Raw genomic sequence first — 18,609 nt, forward strand, 5'->3', positions numbered from 1 at the left:
GCTTAATCTAAACACCTTATTTATGTCGATTTTTTAACATGTTCCCCGAGAAGCCTCCCCCCTCTAAAAGAAGTGTAAGTGGGAGAGGTTCATTCATCATTTGCCTTTATGCTGTCAGTGTTGTAGCGATTTTATATTATTTTGAGTAGGATTCAGTGCTTGGAAAATTAAATATGTATTTTTACTGGTGCTATGAAAAAGGAAGAAATAATAAAAGGTAGAGGTTTTTTGCGCGTATTGCGTTAAATGTCAGGCGCAAAGTTTTCTGTGGTGCTTCTGTGCGGCCACCGCCCGAAAGAATAAAAAAAGGAGAGCTCGTCACTGTAAGAAGTGAACGGCTCTCCTTTTATTTTTATATTTTATATAAATCCAACTTAAACTCTCAACATGTGAAACAAAAAATATACTGGAGTCCTGCTTATAAAGCAACAGGGACCTTTTAAATATTGCTTAAAAATCAAGTTTGATTTATATAGGACTCCTCTTTTACCTAAAATTAACATATTATAAATATTTTATGAAAATTAATTCTATATAATCATTGTGTAAAAAATCCCTGTTGTTCACTCTTATAACAAAAAACAACATCCTAAAGGTAAAGGAGGAAATGATCAAGATGCTGTATTTTAGATCAACTTTTGTTAAAATTGTTGCCGCTTATTTTATATTTGCTGCGACTTTTTTACCTTCGATGTCTGTTGCAGCGGTAGAGTCAATAGACATTCCAGCATCGCAGCAACCTGAATCAACAGACACAACAGCACCACAGCAATCGGAATCTAGTAACACCATGAATTTACAACTTTTACATACTCCTGTTACGACAATCGGCAATCAACAAGATTTAGTCATTAGTACAAGAGTAGAAAATGCCAGCGAGAACACGACTGTTACTCTTTTTTATCAAACTTCACCAGAGTTAGAGTGGAAATCAAAACCTTTGGCAAAAGGAAATGATTTCGAATATTCAGGGACGATTTCAGCTAATGAGTATGTTGGAAATCAATTATCTTATTATATTGAGGCAGCAGATGGAGAGCAAACAACGTATTACCCAGCTAATAAGGAAGAACCGGTTAAAGTAACGGTACAAGCTGAAGGAAACGATGATCCGCAGAAAAATCCGAAATTGCTCATTACGGAGATAGTCCCTAACTCATCCAACACAGGAGAAAAAGACGGATACGAGTTTATTGAGATTTACAATAATAGCGATCAGCCCGTCTCACTGCAAGATTATCACATTATTTACCGCTATCCCGCGTCTGATAATAAAGCAGATGCTATCTGGAAGTTTGACGACAATAAGACAATTCCAGCTCAGTCTTCATTGGTTGTATGGATAAAAAATGGATCCAATGAAGAAAAAACAATCGAGGATTTCAACCATATTTATAACTCCGCGGTCAGCGAAGACAGGATGACGACGATTCATTCAGATGGCATGACGAATAACGGAGAAAGAACCATTATTATCGCTGATCCATTCAATAACGAAATTTCATCAGCTCATTATGTAAAAGAAGATGTGGCAGAAAACAAGGGTATTCAATATAAGGTATTCAATCATCAAGCCCAGCTCGTCAATATCGGTCTCAGCAACCCTGCAAATCCAGGAAAAATCATTGAAGGGCAAGTGCCTGCTGAACCTGTTCAAGTGAATAATGACGATCAGCCTCCAATTATTACGCATACACCAGTAACCGAAGGAAAATGGCAAGAAGATATTAAGATTGAAGCAAATGTAACAGATAATGAAAAAGTCGTTAGTGTTGTCTTATCTTACCATTTTAAAGAAAATGGCGAATATAAATCTATTCCAATGGAATTAACCAATGCAGAAACAAATACGTATTTAGCCATTATTCCAAAAGAAAGCATTTTGACAAATGAAGTGTTTTATAAAATTGAAGCATTTGACGGAACACAAACAGCGGAAACGGCAGAACAGAAAATTACGATTGACAGCGGAGCGTTTGATGCGCAAAAATTGCCACCATTGTTAATTACAGAGCTTGTTCCGGATTCAACGAATGTCAACGGACTTGATGGCTACGAATTTATCGAGATTTATAACAACTCTTCCAAAGATATTCATTTAAAAGACTATAAACTTCACTATCGTTATCCAATGGATGGTCCTGAAGCCGATTTAGTATGGGGAGCGGAAAAAGAAGATATCATCCTGCCGGCCGGAAAAACGATGGTGTTTTGGATTATCAACAAAGGGAATCAAGATAAAACAGTTGCTGATTTTAATGCTCATTATGGAACTCAATTAGTGGAAAACGAAAGCATTGCGAAAATTTACTCTAACGGCATGTCAAATACGAACCATAACGGTATTGTGATCGCGACGAATACAGGCCATGACGTTGTTGCTGCTTATTATAACGATGAACCGAACGTGAAGGATACCGCAGCTGATAAAGGAATTTTATACACGTTTCCAAAAGACGGTTCTCTTAATATGAAGAAATATAGCAGTGCAAAAGAAAAGGCAACGCCGGGGCAGGTGGCACTGATACAAGTGCCTAATCAACCAGTTGCCATTCCAGAAGATAATGAAGAACCGGCGTTTGAAGACTTAACAACGCAAAAGCAAGTATCAGAATATGAAAATATTCAACTATTATTTGACGCAAAAGACAATCAACAAGTAAAAACAGTCCGTCTTTTTTACAAGCATAATGAAGCGGCTGAATATAAATCTGTTGACTTGATCCAAGATTTTAACGACAGCTTATATCATTATACGATCTACTCCCCGGAATTAATCGGAAAGTCATTTATCGAATACTACGTGGTGATTTCGGATGGAGCGAATGATGTAACAACGGAAAAACAAATAATTGCTATTACCCAAGAAGAGAAGCAGCAAGGAATCAGACTAAACGTGACAGATGAAACGATTTTGAATAAAACGGCAATCATCAAAGCTAGTTCAAATGACGTCGCAAGCACAACGATTGAAATTGATTCAAAAGATGTCACTGCCGAAACAAAACCGGCTCTGGAAGATCATGTCTATTTTGCGGTAGATGTGAAAAAAACAAATCTTTATTTTAAAAATGGAATTACAATCGGAGACGAAGTATTACTTATTTTTGATGATACGATTAATCAATATGTTACGTTAACAGTGCCAATTGATCCGAACCACTTTGAGAAAGGCAAAGGAACGACGATTTCCGTTCGTTCAGGCACAAAAGTCTCTCCATTTGATCAAGAATCAGAAGAAAACCGCGATGATTTTTACATTAAAAATGCCAGATTAGTATTGAAAGACGGCACGGTTCTTTATGATTCCAATTATGCAGATCCTGAAAAAGAAATTTCAGTAGGAGACGGAGTGTCATCACAGGAAACGGTTGATTTTACGTTTACTATTCCTGATGAAAAGTTCAATGCCAAAGCTTATGTGTGGGATACGACGAAAGCAGCGGAAGGAACGCACATCATCCAAGCCGCTGATGGACAAAACAAGGTAATGGCTAATGTAAAAGTCGACAATAGCGCACCAATGATAACTTCTTCGGTGGAAGAAGGAAAAGAATATAAAGGGGAGTTTACGATTGATGCAGAGACGAAGGATGAAATCGCGGGAGTAAGTAAAGTGGAAGCAACTTTGGATGGCAAACCAATCCCTCTTCCATTTGTAACGTCATCAGCTGAATTATCAAATGGAAAGCATACATTAACTTTTACAGCAGTGGATCATGTCGGAAATTCTTCATCAAAAACGGTTACATTTTCTACTGTAGAGGAACAACCTTTTAGCCCTGAAGTCATTTCACCTCAGGATCAAGAAGAAAATGTATCAACATCGCCAAAATTAAAGGTAAAAGTTTCTGATCCTACGAAAGATGACTTACACGTTACTTTCTTTAAAGGTTATCAATATAAGCCGGGTGAAAAGGACAATTTGTCTATTTACCAAAACAACGTTGACCGTGAACCGCCTAAAGAGATGATTCCTCAAGGCGAGACCGTATTAACCGATGAGGAACTAAAAAAATTAGAAAAAGCCGATTCTCAATATGTAACAACGAAATCAACAACCCAATTTCCGTATCAACGTTTCCAAGTGAAATTAGATAAAGAAATCGATGCGAATGATGAAATCGAATTAAATTGGGAAGGAAAGTCTCTTTTAGGTCGAAAAGTAACGATGTACGTTTGGAATTACAATACAAACAGATGGGAAGCATTGAGCTGGAAAGTAGCCGAAAACAATGAAAACTTTACATTGCAGGGAACGGTGAAAGGTACAGATTATCTAAAAGATCAAACCGTTCAAGTTATGGTACAGGATGAAATTGCGTCAACGCCTCAATTCGATTACACCTTTGTTTGGATGTCTGATACGCAATATTATTCGGAAAGCTATCCGCATATCTTTAAGCGAATGACAGAATGGATTGCGGAAAAACAACAAGAATTAAATATTCAATATGTTTTTCATACGGGTGACTTAGTCGATGAAGCTGAAGACGAAATGCAGTGGAACAACGCGCATGAAGCAATGAGTATTCTTGACGAACATAACATTCCATACGGCGTGCTGGCTGGCAATCATGATGTCGGCCATAAAACAGGCGATTATAACGAATACAGCAAATACTTTGGTGAAGAACGTTTTAAAGGAAAAGACTATTACGGAGAATCGTATAAAAACAACCGTGGGCATTACGATCTTATAAGCGTAAACGGAAATGATTTCATCATGATTTACATGGGCTGGGGAGTCAGTGACGAAGATATTGCTTGGATGAATCAAGTGCTGGCAAAATATCCTGACCGAATGGCGATTTTGAATTTCCATGAATACTTGCTTGTCTCAGGAAACCGCAGTCCAATTGGCAATAAAATTTATGAGGAAGTTGTCATCCCGAATCAAAATGTGATCGCTGTACTTTCCGGACATTATCATGACAGCGAAACATTAGTCGATGAAATCGATGATAACAAAGACGGTACACCAGACCGCAAAGTATATCAAATGCTTGCTGATTATCAAGGCGGACCTGAAGGCGGACAAGGATTTATGCGGCTGCTTCACGTAAATCCTGTCGAAAACAAAATTTATGTAAAGACATATTCACCATACTTAAACCGATACAACTATTATGACAGCACAACATACCCTGGAAAAGATGAATTTGTGATTGATATGAACTTGCAGCCTCAAGAAAAAGTAGTAGCAACAGACAAGTTTGAAGTAAATGTTTTTACAGATGAAAAAATTGGTGAAGTAGCGAAAGTGAAAGACAATGAAACAGCGGAGGTTGCATGGAAAAATCTATCATCAGAAAAAGAGTATGGATGGTATGTAATTGTTAGCGATGATTTTAAAGGAAAAGTTCGTTCAAATATTTGGACTTTCACAACAGATAAACAGCCAGTTAATTCAGGTGGTGGAAGTGGCGGTGGAGGGTCAAGTAGTCCACCTGTTCCGCCAAGATCCGATGTTGATCATTCTGACGGACAAAGAAAACCTGTGGATGGAGAAGTCATTTTACCTGAGAATTCAATAGTAGTAACAGAAGAAACAACGAAAGATGGAAAGAAAAAAGTCACTTCAACGATTGCGAAATCAACAGTTGAAAATCTGATTGCCAATGAGACACCATTTGAGATGCTAACGATCATGTTAAAACCAGAAAAAAGTGGAGAGTTGGCAGAGATTGTGTTGCCATCCGATGTCATTGAACTTTTGCACAAGAAGAATGAAAAATCCGTTGTTCAAGTCGAGACAGGAAAGGGAACATACAGCTTACCTGTACAAGAGTTGAATCTTCCACAATTGGCTGAACAACTTCATACATCGATAGGTGAGATTCAGATTACTATTCAAATTAATAAAGCCTCTGATGAAGAAGGGGTGTTAAAAAATAATCAACTAACAGCAGTATCAGATATTGTTGATTTTGCTGTGGTTGCTTCAGCCAATAACAAAGCAGTTGAACTGAATCAATTTATGCAATCCATTAAACGATCTATTAAGCTCCGAAGCGAAGTAAATGTTAATCGGGCGACCGTCGTAAGATTGAACAATGATGGAACCTTTACGGCTCTACCAACTTACTTTGACGACAACCAAGCTATTTTTCGAAGTATGACAAACAGTAAATACACCGTCGTAGAGCATGATCAAACATTCTCAGATCTTGAAGGTCTTTGGAATAAAGAGGATGTCGAAAGTCTGGCGTCTAAGTTCATCATTCACGGCCGCAAAGACGGTACGTATGGTCCTTTTGAGGATACAAAACGTATTCATTTAGCGGTCTTGTTGGCTCGCAGCCTTGGATTAGCGACAGTAAAAGAATATGATGGCCGCTTCACTGATGTTAAGGGAGACGAATGGTTCGTAGAAGAGCTAATGGCTGCGGTTGAAGCAGGAATTATTAAAGGAAAAGATGATGGCCGTTTTGCTCCTTATGAATCAGTCACCCGTGAACAAGCTGCTGCGATGATTTCTAGGGCTATGCAGTATGTTGGTTATGACCAACAAAAGCTTGATACGGAAAAATCAATCACAAACTATAAAGATTCAGATGCTATAGGGATTTGGGCTCACGATGATGTTGAGTTATTGTTACAGGCTAATATCATGAAGGGACGCGAGACAGGTCATTTTGCACCGCGAGACCCTGCGAATCGTTCACATATCGCTGCCATTTTGCACCGTTTCTTAGTGTTTATTGAGTATATGAATGATTAACAGTCCAACGAGAGGGATACCACGATTCATGCTTGGCCGCGCCCCTGATTTTTAGGATGAGCCTCTCCTGCCTATACTCTGTTTAGAGGCGGGAGACTTGTCGATGAACATGTTAAAAAAGAAGGAGAGCTCGTCACTGTAAGAAGTGAACGGCTCTCCTTTTAGAATGGGAAATAGACAAATGTCAGAATTTTAATAGCAGCTGCATAAGCAGGTTGGGCGGTTGACCACTTTCCGGTGAAGGGAGGTTAAGCTTAATCGCTCCATTCAGTCTAGTGATGATAGGGGTACTAACGTTGATTGTCTTCTTGCTTTTCAATGGGGAGAATGTAACCTTTTAATTCATTGACAAGGTGATGAATGCAATCATTTCCTCGAAACTTATCATCCTCAGCAAGGTAAACTGTAAAATCTTCTGCTTCTTTATTGGTCATCGTGAATTCATATCTATTCAAATCAAGAAATGTTACGAATACGGCTAAAGCCGTTCGCTTATTGCCGTTGTGAAAAATATGCCCCGTAGCGATGGAATGGTAATAGCAACATGCCTTTTCAATGATCGAAGGGAACTGTTCCTCCCCAAACAATTTTGTTTTCGGTCTTTCCAGCATCCATTCAAATTTATCGGGGAATTTGATCCCCGCTTGTTCTGCGTCATCATACATTTCCATTATCGTGTAATGTAAGAATATGATTTCTTCGGCTGTTAGATAATAAACCATGTTTTACCCTGATTACTCCTTCATCTATCTTTTAAGTTTCGAAGCGCTTCGTCATATTTGGAGATCGCGCGGTTCATTGCCATTAATACTTCTGGCCGGACTCCTTTTGGAATTCGGTTTGCGCGTTTCATCACAATTTCACCTCGTTCTTCATTGTAGGATATTTCGATTTCATCGCCTCTATTTAGGTTTAACATAGTGGCTAAATCTTTCGGTAGATTAACGGACAAACTATTCCCAACTTGACTAATTCGACGTGTGTACGTTTTTTCATAGTTGCTTCCCAACATTTCCATGCTCATTTTTTTACCATCTCCTTTCCATAACATTTACAAAAAAGGATGTTTTTATCTTTTCTTTATTAATATAATTATTACTGTATAAACAATTATAACAACGATTCTTCAAAAAGCAATACGGAATAATAAAAAGGGCTTTTCTCCAAACAAAAACTCATATTTCATATGTTCCGGCATACGTTTTGATGTCAAAGGCGCCAAATGCGGCATGTACTTGTCTTTCGCGTTGGTCGGATTCGAGTTCTTCTCTCAATATCTCGAGAGCCCGTTCGATCAATGCCGAACTTTTCTGTTTTGTATCTGCTTGATCGGAGTAAGCAGCCCATTCATGTCGTTCATTCACACTAAGAGGATGTTTGAATTTTGTAATGGTTCCTCTATTACGAAGAAATTCTCTTATTTTTGGGCGGAAGTAGAATTTTGGAATGGTGTTGATCCATGTTTTGATTCGGCGTTTTAATGATATTTGTTAGGATGTTTTACGGTTTTAGAGGGATAAGTGCTTGCCCTCTATCATAGTGACAATGCGTGGAGTTGTTACTTTTTAGGAAAATTTTATAAAAAAGAGATCGTCGTTTATATTCGAGCGGCTGTGATGATAGCTGTCTGCAAGTGATTTGGCAAGTTCATATGTGGAGAGTATCACTTTGTCTAGCGATGAAAATATAAAAGGGAGCAGCTGGGCTAAACAACGCGAGATTGAGAAGAGACTGTCTCATAAGGGTCTGACCTCACGCCTGGTTCATTTATCACAACATATGATGTATATATTGTGCTGTGAGGTCTGACCCTTGGCTTTTGAGACAGCTTCGTTTTTACTGCTTCAGTTTGGCAACAATGAGTAAATCAACGGGATCGGTTTCATCCACTGGCGGCATTGCTATTAAAGAAAAGCTTTCGGTTTCATAATTTTGTGAAGCTGCTTCAGCGATGCATGTCTTCATTGTTTCCATGATTGCATTTTCATCAATGCTCGAATCATAGCTTTGTAATATGTCGATCGCTAACTTTAGCGTTTCTTCTGAAGTATCATACATGTTTAACCAAACTTCTGAAGTTTCTTCAACATAGGCAACATTGATGGCTTGTTGACCGTTTAATAAAATTTCAGGGTACCCCTCTTTAACGACCACTTCATACGGTTCAGAAACAATGCTTTTTAATCTTTCAACGAGCGGATTGGGTGTAGTAATTTCAGGTTTTATATATTGATGAAGCACAAGATTTTTCACTGATAATGTTGTTAAATCTATGATTTTATATTCTCCATGATCGGTGAGAAGATACATATGGTTTTTCCATATTCCATAGATGTGAATATCGCTATCAAAAGAAGCTAACTTCTGCTCTTTCTTTCCATCTGGGCTGTTTTTATACAATGTCGGCGTTTCATGGTACCACCCTTTTACATAATAGACCGTTCCGTCTTTTACATAAATATCGGAGTTTGGGTTGACATCTGCGACAATTAGCTGCTTATTGGATCCGTCCAACTTCATTCGATATAGTGGGAAGTCCCCGGTGTCGCTCCGTTCAACAAAGTACACCCATCCATCATCAATCATAAATTGAACACCATGAATTCCGAATGACGTTTTTTTGCCGCTGGATATATTTATTTTTGTTAGCCATCCATCGGCATATTCCTCGTGAAACCATAGTTCGCCATTGGCATATGTTAAATCCAGATTTGGTTTATTATGCACTTTCGTCAGCTTCGTTCCATCGTGTTTGACTTTATAAATGGCGCCTTCATACGGATGATTTGAACTTACAGAAAAGTAAATCCAGTCTTCTGTAATGATTACATCAGAAAGATAGATCGGATCCATTTTTTCAGGAATATTCTTTGCTTCCACAATTGTTTTCAACCCGGTTCCGTCAGAGTTGACAGAAACAATTTTATTATCAAATGTGTTAATGTAAAACTTACCGTTCCATACAGCAAGCGATCCCGTCGGAAGAGGAATGATTTGATGATCACTACCATCTAAGTTCATGGAACACATTTTCGTTTCGTCCCATTCATTATCACACCATGTGTAAAGTCGATCGTTATATTCGATCACTTCTGATAAATGTACCGCTTTTGAATGATCTTCGGTTGATGATTCGCGGAATTCCGGGTTTAAAGCCCGTGCCAAAAATAGTGAGAATTGCAGTCGTGTTGTTGGATTTTCCGGTTTGAATGTGTTATCAGGATACCCTGTTGTGATTCCTGAAGATGCCAGCTGATCAATAAACGTCTTAGCCCAATGCTTAGAAGAAACATCTTTAAAATTTCTGCTTTCTCCCTTTGGCAGCTGGAATGCGTTTGCTAACATCTTTGCCATTTGTGCACGGGTTAGGGTTCCGTGCGGATTAAACGCTGTGGAATTAGCAATAATCCCTTTTTCGACAGCGACAGCAATATAACCGTACGCCTCTGTCCCTTTTTCTACATCTTTAACATTCGGTGCTTTTACGTTCGTTGTATCCCAATTTAAAGCACGTCCAAGCATAGTAATCGCCTGAATGCGTTTTACCGGCTGGTTCGGCCGAAAACTTCCATCGGGAAAACCATTAATGACTCCCCGTTCAATCAAATATTGAATTTCTTCCCAAGAGTCATGAGAGGGAGTAATGTCTGTAAACGAAGTTTTTGCATATGCCTGAATATGAAATAGTGGAATGAAGAAGAGCAAAACGACAAATCCGATAAGCTTTTTCATTCGTTGTCCCCCAATCTCTAAAAGAATTTTGTTACGTTATAAAGATACGATTTGGTGCATTACAAAGTCATTACAATGAAATACGCGTCTGTGATGGGTGGTTTTGACGAATGTTGCATTCAACGAACTATGCGTATTTCGTACAGAAATTCTCTTTGTAATGAACCTGTAATGGGAGAAATAATAGGATTTCTTTAGAAAAAGCAAAGAGGGAGGAAGAAAAATGGGGATTAAAAAAGTCGCGTTATTAGGTGGAATGTGCCTTGGTTTGCATGTAAACTTAAAAGCAGTGCCGTTATAGGCATTCAGGTGCTGTCCATGGATATGAAACCGGGATGCGGTGAGTTCCCGGGTTCATATCCATTATGACATTCAGCTGATTCTTATATCATTTATTTCTCCTTTACTTTCTTTAAGAATTTTTTCAAATTGCAAAGCGATTGCCCGCTTTTCTAACCGTATAGACAGAGCATAGGCATCTTCAAAAAGAGCGAGCAGCAAATCTTCCAGTTCTCTTTTCAGCTCGACTGCCCAATTATCATAAAAATCCTCTAAAATATTGCCTTTCCAAATGTTTAGCAGTTCTGCGGCGATGGATAAACGCATATACTCATCTTCCGTAAACTGATATTCGTGTAATTTTTGCCGGAGCGTTAATACATCACATTGATAGTTTTCGGTAATTTGAACATGCTTGTTTGTTATCTTAATAATAAACTGATAATCTCCTAAAATTTTCCGCAGATGACTTAAAGAAACGCGTAATTGGTTTTGTGCTTTCGGCAATGGAAGATCCGGCCAAAACACTTCAATGAGCTTGTCCCGTGACACTTTTTTGCAGATGGCTAAATAACTGATAATTTCTTTGGCTTTTCGGCGATTCCACTGTCCTTCTATTTTTTTCGTTCCATATGCTATGTTGAATTGATGAAGAAAATGAATTTGCAAGGAATGCTCTGAAACATCATCTTTTTTGGAGTAAAGATGTTTGTTTAACTCTTCTAGATAGGGAAAAATCGTTCGGTCTTTTGCCCGGTTAATGAACTTCTGTTTTTCAAAGTAAAATCTTTTGATATGTTCACTGACAAGCTGAGGTCGATCCACGAACACTAAATTCGATGAATCGGGAATAATATATGTTTTGCATTGTGGAAAATAGTTGGAACTGATCGTGGTGAGCGAAGGCGGATAGTTTGTATCGAATTCACCGCTTAATAATAAGGTTGGGATTGAAATGGCAGTTAACTTCTCTAATGACAAAGATTGTGCAATTAATTTTAAAAAATCTATATGCTTTGCCTGATCGGAACGCAAATAAGCTTCTTTGACGAGTTCATATTTCTCCGCTGTCCGATCATAAAGGATTTGAGGAATCATAAAATCGGCAAAATCATTCGGATTGAGAAAGGAAGCGATTTTTTCGCGGAACTGAATTGCCTTTTGAGCCACTTTTTCTGGATAATAACAAGGCGTTGATAAAAGAGTAAAGGACATTGCCTTCTCGCCAAAGGTGCTGAATAATTCAATACCGAAATGCCCACCCAATCCATGACCTGCATAATGATATCGTTTAATCTCTAAGAAATGCAGAAGATTCTTGAAATCTTTATATAGCGTTTTCCAGTTGATTTCATAAGCTTTGCTCACCGTGCGACCATGTCCTCTAAAGTCAAACATTAACAGATGAAAGTCTTGCAAATAGGGAATAAGAAACTTCCACGTTGTCAAATCCAACCCCAATCCATGTGCCAATACGATTGTTTCTGCATTCGGGTCAGCAGAACGAATATATTCATAGTAAATATCAGCATCATTCGTTTTGTAATAACTCATGTTGTCCCCCTGAAAATCATAAAAGGTAATATATATATTAATATGAATAAAATGTTAATTCAACATGAATTCATGCCTGTCCTCTCAGCATCAGTCGAGCAAAAAATGATTTGTTCAGCGGGAACCATTTTTGAATGAAAAGGCGCAACAGGCATGACGCTGCGACGGCTAAAAACAATACGAAATACAAGTAAAGGCGGTGTAAAAAGAAAAAGACTTGCCCGGCACAGATATTTATAGAAGGAACGGGCAGAAATGCAAGGTTAAAACCTTGATTCGTTTTTATTTATAGGATATATGTGGATGTTGCCAGCTCCTTTACCCCAGCTTTTTTATTTTCTATAAAATACATATCAGTTAAGTTTTTACAAATTCAGACGATATAAATAAAGAGTTCTTGTAATAAGGGATAAGGGGGATTCATGTGTTTAAATATTTAAAAAGTTTATTTGGTGTATTCATGACAGCCTTTATCTGCATGAGTTTTGTGTATACTCATAAAGTACAAGCAGAGGGGAAAATGAGTGTTGGATTAGTTGTTTCGCAGCTAAGCGAAAAGTATGCCTTCATTGAAAGAAAAGGAGGCTATTATAATGGGACATATGTTCAACCGAAAGAAATATGGTCATCCATCAAAAATAAACGAATTAAAGCTAAATTATTGCTTGAAAGTTTAGGATATGAAGTGGAATATGTGAACGATGCGCAGCTGAGCGATCCGAAGCAATTGGCGAAATTCAATTCTCTTTTCTTCCCAAACACGGTGATGATGTCAAAGGTACAGCGTCAGGCAGTAAAAGAATATATAAAAAATGGCGGAGGAGCGATCTTTGCGTTTGCGATGGCAAGAAATGAAAGCGCGCGCTTCCCATATAAAGATACGGATTTAGATTTAACACCGCTTATATATGAAACGAAAACGTGGATTTGGGAATGGGATAATTTGAGTGAAGTATTTCAATCCGCGTTTATCAATGATGTTGTGCTCAACAATTATACGATTAGAAGTGTTGGCAATCATCCAATTGTGTCAGAAGCGTTAAAACAGATGGAAAAAACAAGCATTCTCCTTGAAAACCATCAGCCGACATGGATTGAGGTGATTCAACCTTATCAAAATAATAGTTATGCTACACCAATTTTACAATACGAAACGATTGGCTACTCTTCTGTGCCGGAACATACGCCTCCGAAGACCGGGGCTGCCTACGCTATCGAATACGGAAAAGGAAAAGCGGTTTGGTTTGGATTTCAATTGTTAGATTATATGGAGGTGGACGAACGTCTATCGAATGAATGGGATGAAAAGAACCCGAATGGACAAACGGAAACAAAAGGAAAAGCATGGGACTCCTTAAAGGGAGGAGAAGATTTAAAAATCTTGTTAGACGAATGTGTTAAATGGACAGCACAGCCGCTTATGAAATTCCATCCAATTGATCGAAAAGTAACGATGGAGCTGACTGATGTTCGGGCATATCCTCGCGCGGGTGATTATGTCGTGTACGGAACGATGAAAGCGAAAAACAATGGAAATGTCATTTCACGCGGCACAATGAAAGTAGAGCTAACCGATCCTTCCGGCAAGGTTAAAGCTTCCTATGAGAAGTATGTCGTTGGTCTTGTGCCGAAAGGAGAAAGTTATCCGGAAAAATTTGCTTTGACACTTCCGAAAAATACACCTGTTGGAGATTATCAGCTAACCGCTTATTACCGCGCGGGCAGAAACAATCATGATGGAGTGAAAATTGCCGGTCATACAAAGATCATTTCAATAAAAGACAACAAAAAGAGCGCATCTATACTCAACATGCCTTCCTTTAAAGATGTGTCTTCTCATTATTGGGCGAAAGAAGACATTGATAATTTAGTAAACTTAGGAGTGATTACAGGCTATAAAGACGGAACATTTAAGCCGGAAGCGCCTGTCAGCCGTCTGCAGGCCGCTGTGATGATTGTCCGCTCTCTTGGATTAAGCACAAAAAATCGGCCTAATCCGCAGCTAGGGGATGTTAAGCACGGACAATATGGATACGATGTTATCGCAACTGTAGTAGATGAAGGGATTTTTAGCGGTTCGAATGGCCGCTTTCATCCGGACGCTCCTTTGACGAGAGAACAGATGGCAAAAATTTTAGTGAATGCTTACCGTTTAACGGGGGAAGATGAAGTTCGCTTCCGAGACATTTCCTCGTCCCAATGGTCAAGACCGTACATTGGAACGTTGTTAGCCAACCAAGTTACCCAAGCCAACGAGCTTTTCCGTCCGAATGAACGAACGACGCGCGCGCAATTTGTTGCTTTTGTCAACCGTTCATTGCGTGCAGCAGACCGGGGGTAGAAAAGTTGAAGTATGTCAAAAGGAATCAGAGCGGTATCGACTCTGGTTTCTTTTTGTTTAACATGTTCCGAAAAGCAGTCAGAAAAAGCGAAGGCTGATATTGTTTACTACGAAAGAGTTTTTTATGTGTAAAATCAGTTATTCCGTAGAATTTAAATTAGAAGCAGTTCAAAAGTATCTGAACTTTCGTAACGGAAAACGAACTTGGATTTTAGTTTGTTTCCATCACTGTTTTTTATCATCAATCTATCCTATAAATCCCACAAAATACCTGAAGATTTCCTCATTATTTTCTATTAAAATAATTTTAGTTTCAGGAAATTTAAATAATTGGAGGGAACTTTTTCTTGAATCATGTGGGATCTTTTAAAAAAGTGATATTCATGCTCTTGTCGACCGTCATGGTGATGGTTTCTGTGTTACCGGCAGCGGTATTTGTTGAAGCAGAGGATACGAAATCTGTTTTTCGGGATGTGACACAATATGAAAAAGAAATTGATTATTTAACAAGCTTAGGCATTATTCAAGGTTATCAAGATGGGACATTCCAGCCGGCAGCGCCAGTTAAGCGGTTACAGGCGGTTCAGATGATTCTCCGGACTCTTGGTATCGAGGCAGAGGAAGCATCACATATTGAATTTAAAGATTTAAAGCCGGGTGATTATGGCTATAAGGAAGTAGCAACTGCTGTTGAGCTTGGGATTGTCAACGGAAAAAACGATGGTTCGTTTGATCCTTACGGCAAATTGACTCGTGCGCAAATGGCGAAAATTTTTGCTAATGCGTTCAATCTTCAAGGCAGGACTGCGAAAGAGTTTACAGATGTAAAAAAAGGGGATTGGGCTTACGATTATGTACAAGCGTTAGCAGCGAATGAAGTGACAACGGGGTATCCTGACGGCAGCTTCCGTCCAAACGCGCTGATTACCCGCATGCATTTCGCTGTATTTATGGCCCGATATATTAACGATGAGTTTAAACCGCCTGTTAAAACTCCGCTAACAAGGAAAGAAGTCATCGCGCAAAAAGAAAGTGTCGTCATGATTTATGCGTATGATGAAAACGGTGAAGAAATTTCGCAAGGAAGCGGATTTGTGACGTCCAACGGTTTAATTGTGACCAACTATCATGTCATTAGCGGCGGAACATCGTTTGAAGTTGTTACATATAAAGATGAAGTATATGAAATTGAAGGAGTTGTCGATTACGACCTTGATTATGATATCGTTCTTTTAAAGCCGTATGACCGCCTTCCGTTAAAACAATTAAAAATCGGTTCAAAGGATATGGTGGAAGAGGGAGACGATGTCATCGCGATTGGCAGTCCGTTAGGTTTCTACAATTCTGTGTCCACGGGGATCGTGAGCGGGATTCGCCATTTTACGGAAGATGGATTGGATGCTCATTTTATTCAATTTACGGCGCCGGTGACGTTCGGGAGTTCAGGTGGACCGTTGTTTAATATGTACGGCTATGTCGTTGGTCTTGTATCGTTTGGATTTGAACTTGGAGAGCTGAATTTCGCTCTTGCGGCGGATCATATAAAAGATCTCCTTTCTCCGTATGTGGGTGCGCCGTTTTATCAGCTGTCCGTCATCCCGGTTGAAGAGCTGCCGGTGTATGAGGAAGAAATACCGGAAGATGAGATCGAAACCGATCCGTCGGCGGAACCGGATGAAATTGTGAATACGGAAAAGTTTTATTTAGATGAACAGCTGGCGGAAGCGATTGCTCATCCGTCACTGCCAATCATTTATGGAATCGATTATTCCGGCAATGCTGTTCAAATTAACTATGAAACTGAAGAAGTAAAATCGATTTCACTGCCACTTCCGGCGGAACGATTATATTTCGCCAATAATGAGCTGTATATTACCCTGTTAAAAGGCCGGCATAGCCCATATTGGTGGGAGGAAGATCAAGAGGGAGCGATTGCTGTTATCGACACGAACACGTTTACATTAAAAGAAACGTTCGACATTGCGATTGACCCATATGATATTGTTGCTGATGACAAATATATTTATGTGTCATCCGGTTCCGGGCAATGGACGTATATTAAAAGTTATGACCGTATGACAAAACAAGAGGTTGATTCGGAATCGATTCGCAATGCCAGCTACTTGGAAATGCATCCGAATAAATCGATGATTTACGCGATTACAACGGATACGTCTCCGAGAGATATTTCTGTTTATACAATTTCGAATGGACAATTTACCGGGCACTATGACTCTCCTTATCACGGAGACTACGAAATGTCTACGGATATGACGATTTCCGCTGACGGTAAATATATTTTTAATCATATCGGTACGGTTTTTCGTGCGACTAATTTACAAAGCACAAACATGACATATGTAACAAGCATCGATCCTTTTTCAGCGATTGCTTTTGACCAAGCAGAAAATGTCTTTTATACAGGAACAGACGATCTTATTACTATGTACGATAGTAAATCGTTTGAGATTCTCAATAACTGGTATGTGGACGGAACGGTGGATCGTCTATTTGTGCGAGATGGAAAGCTGATTATGCTCACGACGGAAATGCCTTACTCTACCAATGTCGAAGTTCAATCTGTTCAAATTTTCGATCCGAAGCAATCATTACAGTGATTACCTGTATAAATGCAGATTGATTTTCTGACATATGTATAAAGAATTTCGGATGTTCTTTTATCTTTCCTTAAATTCTTTAAACATCTTACTTATTGTCGAGTTTTCAATCTGACTTTATATAAATGGTAGGTGAAAATCTACTATATAATAAAAAAACGTGCCATTTTGAGGGCACGTTTCTTTATTTATGTTATCAATCTCAAATTTTGTCGAAAAATCTTCTGCGGAAATAAAAATGGAGGTAAGCTATCCCGAATTTTACGGGAATCAGCTTACCAAGCAAAATCTTACCGTGATATTATTCTACATTATTCGACAAAAAATGTCGAATGTAAATTATGGTTATATAGTTTTTTTCTTGAAGAGATTTCTCTCTAGCGTTTACGAAAAATTTTTTGCTTTATAAGTTGTTTTTATTTATTGATTTCCGTTTGTGTATAAACAACAATATCAGTTAAATCAGTAACGTAATAAACGAGATCGGAAGGGAAAGATAAAACAATTTGTTGCGATTGTTTAGCCTCTAAGAAAATCTCTTCTGGATTAAATTCGAAAGTACCATCAGCAATAAATTCATCGTTTGAAGTAACTGCCACATTTGCCTTAATTAATTTGACTGGATAGGAATAGTTGTTTCTAATTTCGACTAATAAGGACAAGCCGCCGTCTTCGCTCCATTCATAATCTAATGCTTTAAATAAAACAGTTTGTTTGAATGAATCATCTAAAATTCTCGCCATAAACGCAGAGAATTGTGCTCTTTTTAATTTGGCGTTAGGGCGATATGTATTGTCAGCATATCCAGTAGTAACATGATTATCGACAAGACAAGATACGTAATCATATACCCAGCTGTCGGATGGAACATCCTTAAAATTCGTGCCAAACGCATACATTAAGTCATATGCTTCGGAAAGAATTTTTGCCATTTGTCCTCTTGTTAATGTGTCCCAAGGCTTAAAATAGCCATTGCTTCCCGTCATAATTCCTTCAGCTGCTAAAGTTGCGGCATATTGATAGCCATAGTCCCCGGGCTTCATATCTTTGAAATTCGGATTAGGACGATTTTCTGTGCTTAAGCCTAATGCTTTTACAAGCATTTCTGCCGCTTGAATTCGTTTGATTGGATCCTCAGGAGCAAATTTGCCATCTTTTCCTCTAATAATTTGTTTTCCTACTAAATAATTAATCTCATTATATGCCCAGTAATCAGGACTTACATCGGCAAAACGAGTTACAGCTGAAGACGGAATGGCAGGCAATATGAACATCGCTGCTAATGTTAACGATACAATTCGAACGATCATATGCTTCATGATTACACTCTCCTTTGGCGTGATAATTCCAACTCGATTTTT

General features: G+C 38.6%; 9 protein-coding genes. 3 read left to right on the forward strand and 6 right to left on the reverse strand.

What is annotated here, in order from left to right; genetic code table 11:
- Positions 1–616: 616 nt before the first annotated feature.
- Complete coding sequence (locus B0I26_RS08035; RefSeq protein ID WP_111644933.1) at positions 617–6,724, forward strand: lamin tail domain-containing protein; 6,108 nt, start codon at positions 617–619, stop codon at positions 6,722–6,724.
- Between the two features lie 290 nt (positions 6,725–7,014).
- Here the strand turns inward: B0I26_RS08035 and B0I26_RS08040 are convergent, their stop codons facing one another.
- The 5 genes from B0I26_RS08040 to B0I26_RS08060 form a co-directional block, all read right to left on the reverse strand.
- Positions 7,015–7,446, reverse strand: coding sequence for a type II toxin-antitoxin system death-on-curing family toxin (locus tag B0I26_RS08040; RefSeq protein WP_111644934.1), 432 nt, complete (start codon positions 7,444–7,446; stop codon positions 7,015–7,017).
- A gap of 20 nt (positions 7,447–7,466) precedes the next feature.
- On the reverse strand, positions 7,467–7,748 hold the full coding sequence (locus B0I26_RS08045; protein ID WP_111644935.1) for an AbrB/MazE/SpoVT family DNA-binding domain-containing protein: 282 nt from the start codon (positions 7,746–7,748) through the stop codon (positions 7,467–7,469).
- Between the two features lie 151 nt (positions 7,749–7,899).
- Positions 7,900–8,088 (reverse strand): hypothetical protein, encoded by a 189-nt coding sequence (locus tag B0I26_RS08050; RefSeq protein ID WP_111644936.1) that lies wholly within the window; start codon positions 8,086–8,088, stop codon positions 7,900–7,902.
- Positions 8,089–8,560: 472 nt separating this feature from the next.
- Positions 8,561–10,456: an S-layer homology domain-containing protein gene (locus B0I26_RS08055; protein WP_111644937.1), complete on the reverse strand. Its 1,896-nt coding sequence runs from the start codon at positions 10,454–10,456 to the stop codon at positions 8,561–8,563.
- A gap of 372 nt (positions 10,457–10,828) precedes the next feature.
- Positions 10,829–12,289, reverse strand: coding sequence for an alpha/beta hydrolase (locus B0I26_RS08060; protein WP_111644938.1), 1,461 nt, complete (start codon positions 12,287–12,289; stop codon positions 10,829–10,831).
- Between the two features lie 424 nt (positions 12,290–12,713).
- Between B0I26_RS08060 and B0I26_RS08065 the strand changes: the two genes are divergently transcribed.
- Together B0I26_RS08065 and B0I26_RS08070 are read left to right on the forward strand one after the other, a co-directional pair.
- Positions 12,714–14,630: an S-layer homology domain-containing protein gene (locus B0I26_RS08065; protein ID WP_111644939.1), complete on the forward strand. Its 1,917-nt coding sequence runs from the start codon at positions 12,714–12,716 to the stop codon at positions 14,628–14,630.
- Between the two features lie 356 nt (positions 14,631–14,986).
- On the forward strand, positions 14,987–17,248 hold the full coding sequence (locus B0I26_RS08070; protein WP_245934740.1) for an S-layer homology domain-containing protein: 2,262 nt from the start codon (positions 14,987–14,989) through the stop codon (positions 17,246–17,248).
- A 416-nt stretch (positions 17,249–17,664) separates the two neighbouring features.
- Here the strand turns inward: B0I26_RS08070 and B0I26_RS08075 are convergent, their stop codons facing one another.
- Positions 17,665–18,567 (reverse strand): S-layer homology domain-containing protein, encoded by a 903-nt coding sequence (locus B0I26_RS08075; protein ID WP_111644941.1) that lies wholly within the window; start codon positions 18,565–18,567, stop codon positions 17,665–17,667.
- Between the last annotated feature and the right edge of the window lie 42 nt (positions 18,568–18,609).

It is taken from the genome of Paranoxybacillus vitaminiphilus (genome assembly GCF_003259935.1).
GTDB lineage: Bacteria > Bacillota > Bacilli > Bacillales > Anoxybacillaceae > Paranoxybacillus > Paranoxybacillus vitaminiphilus.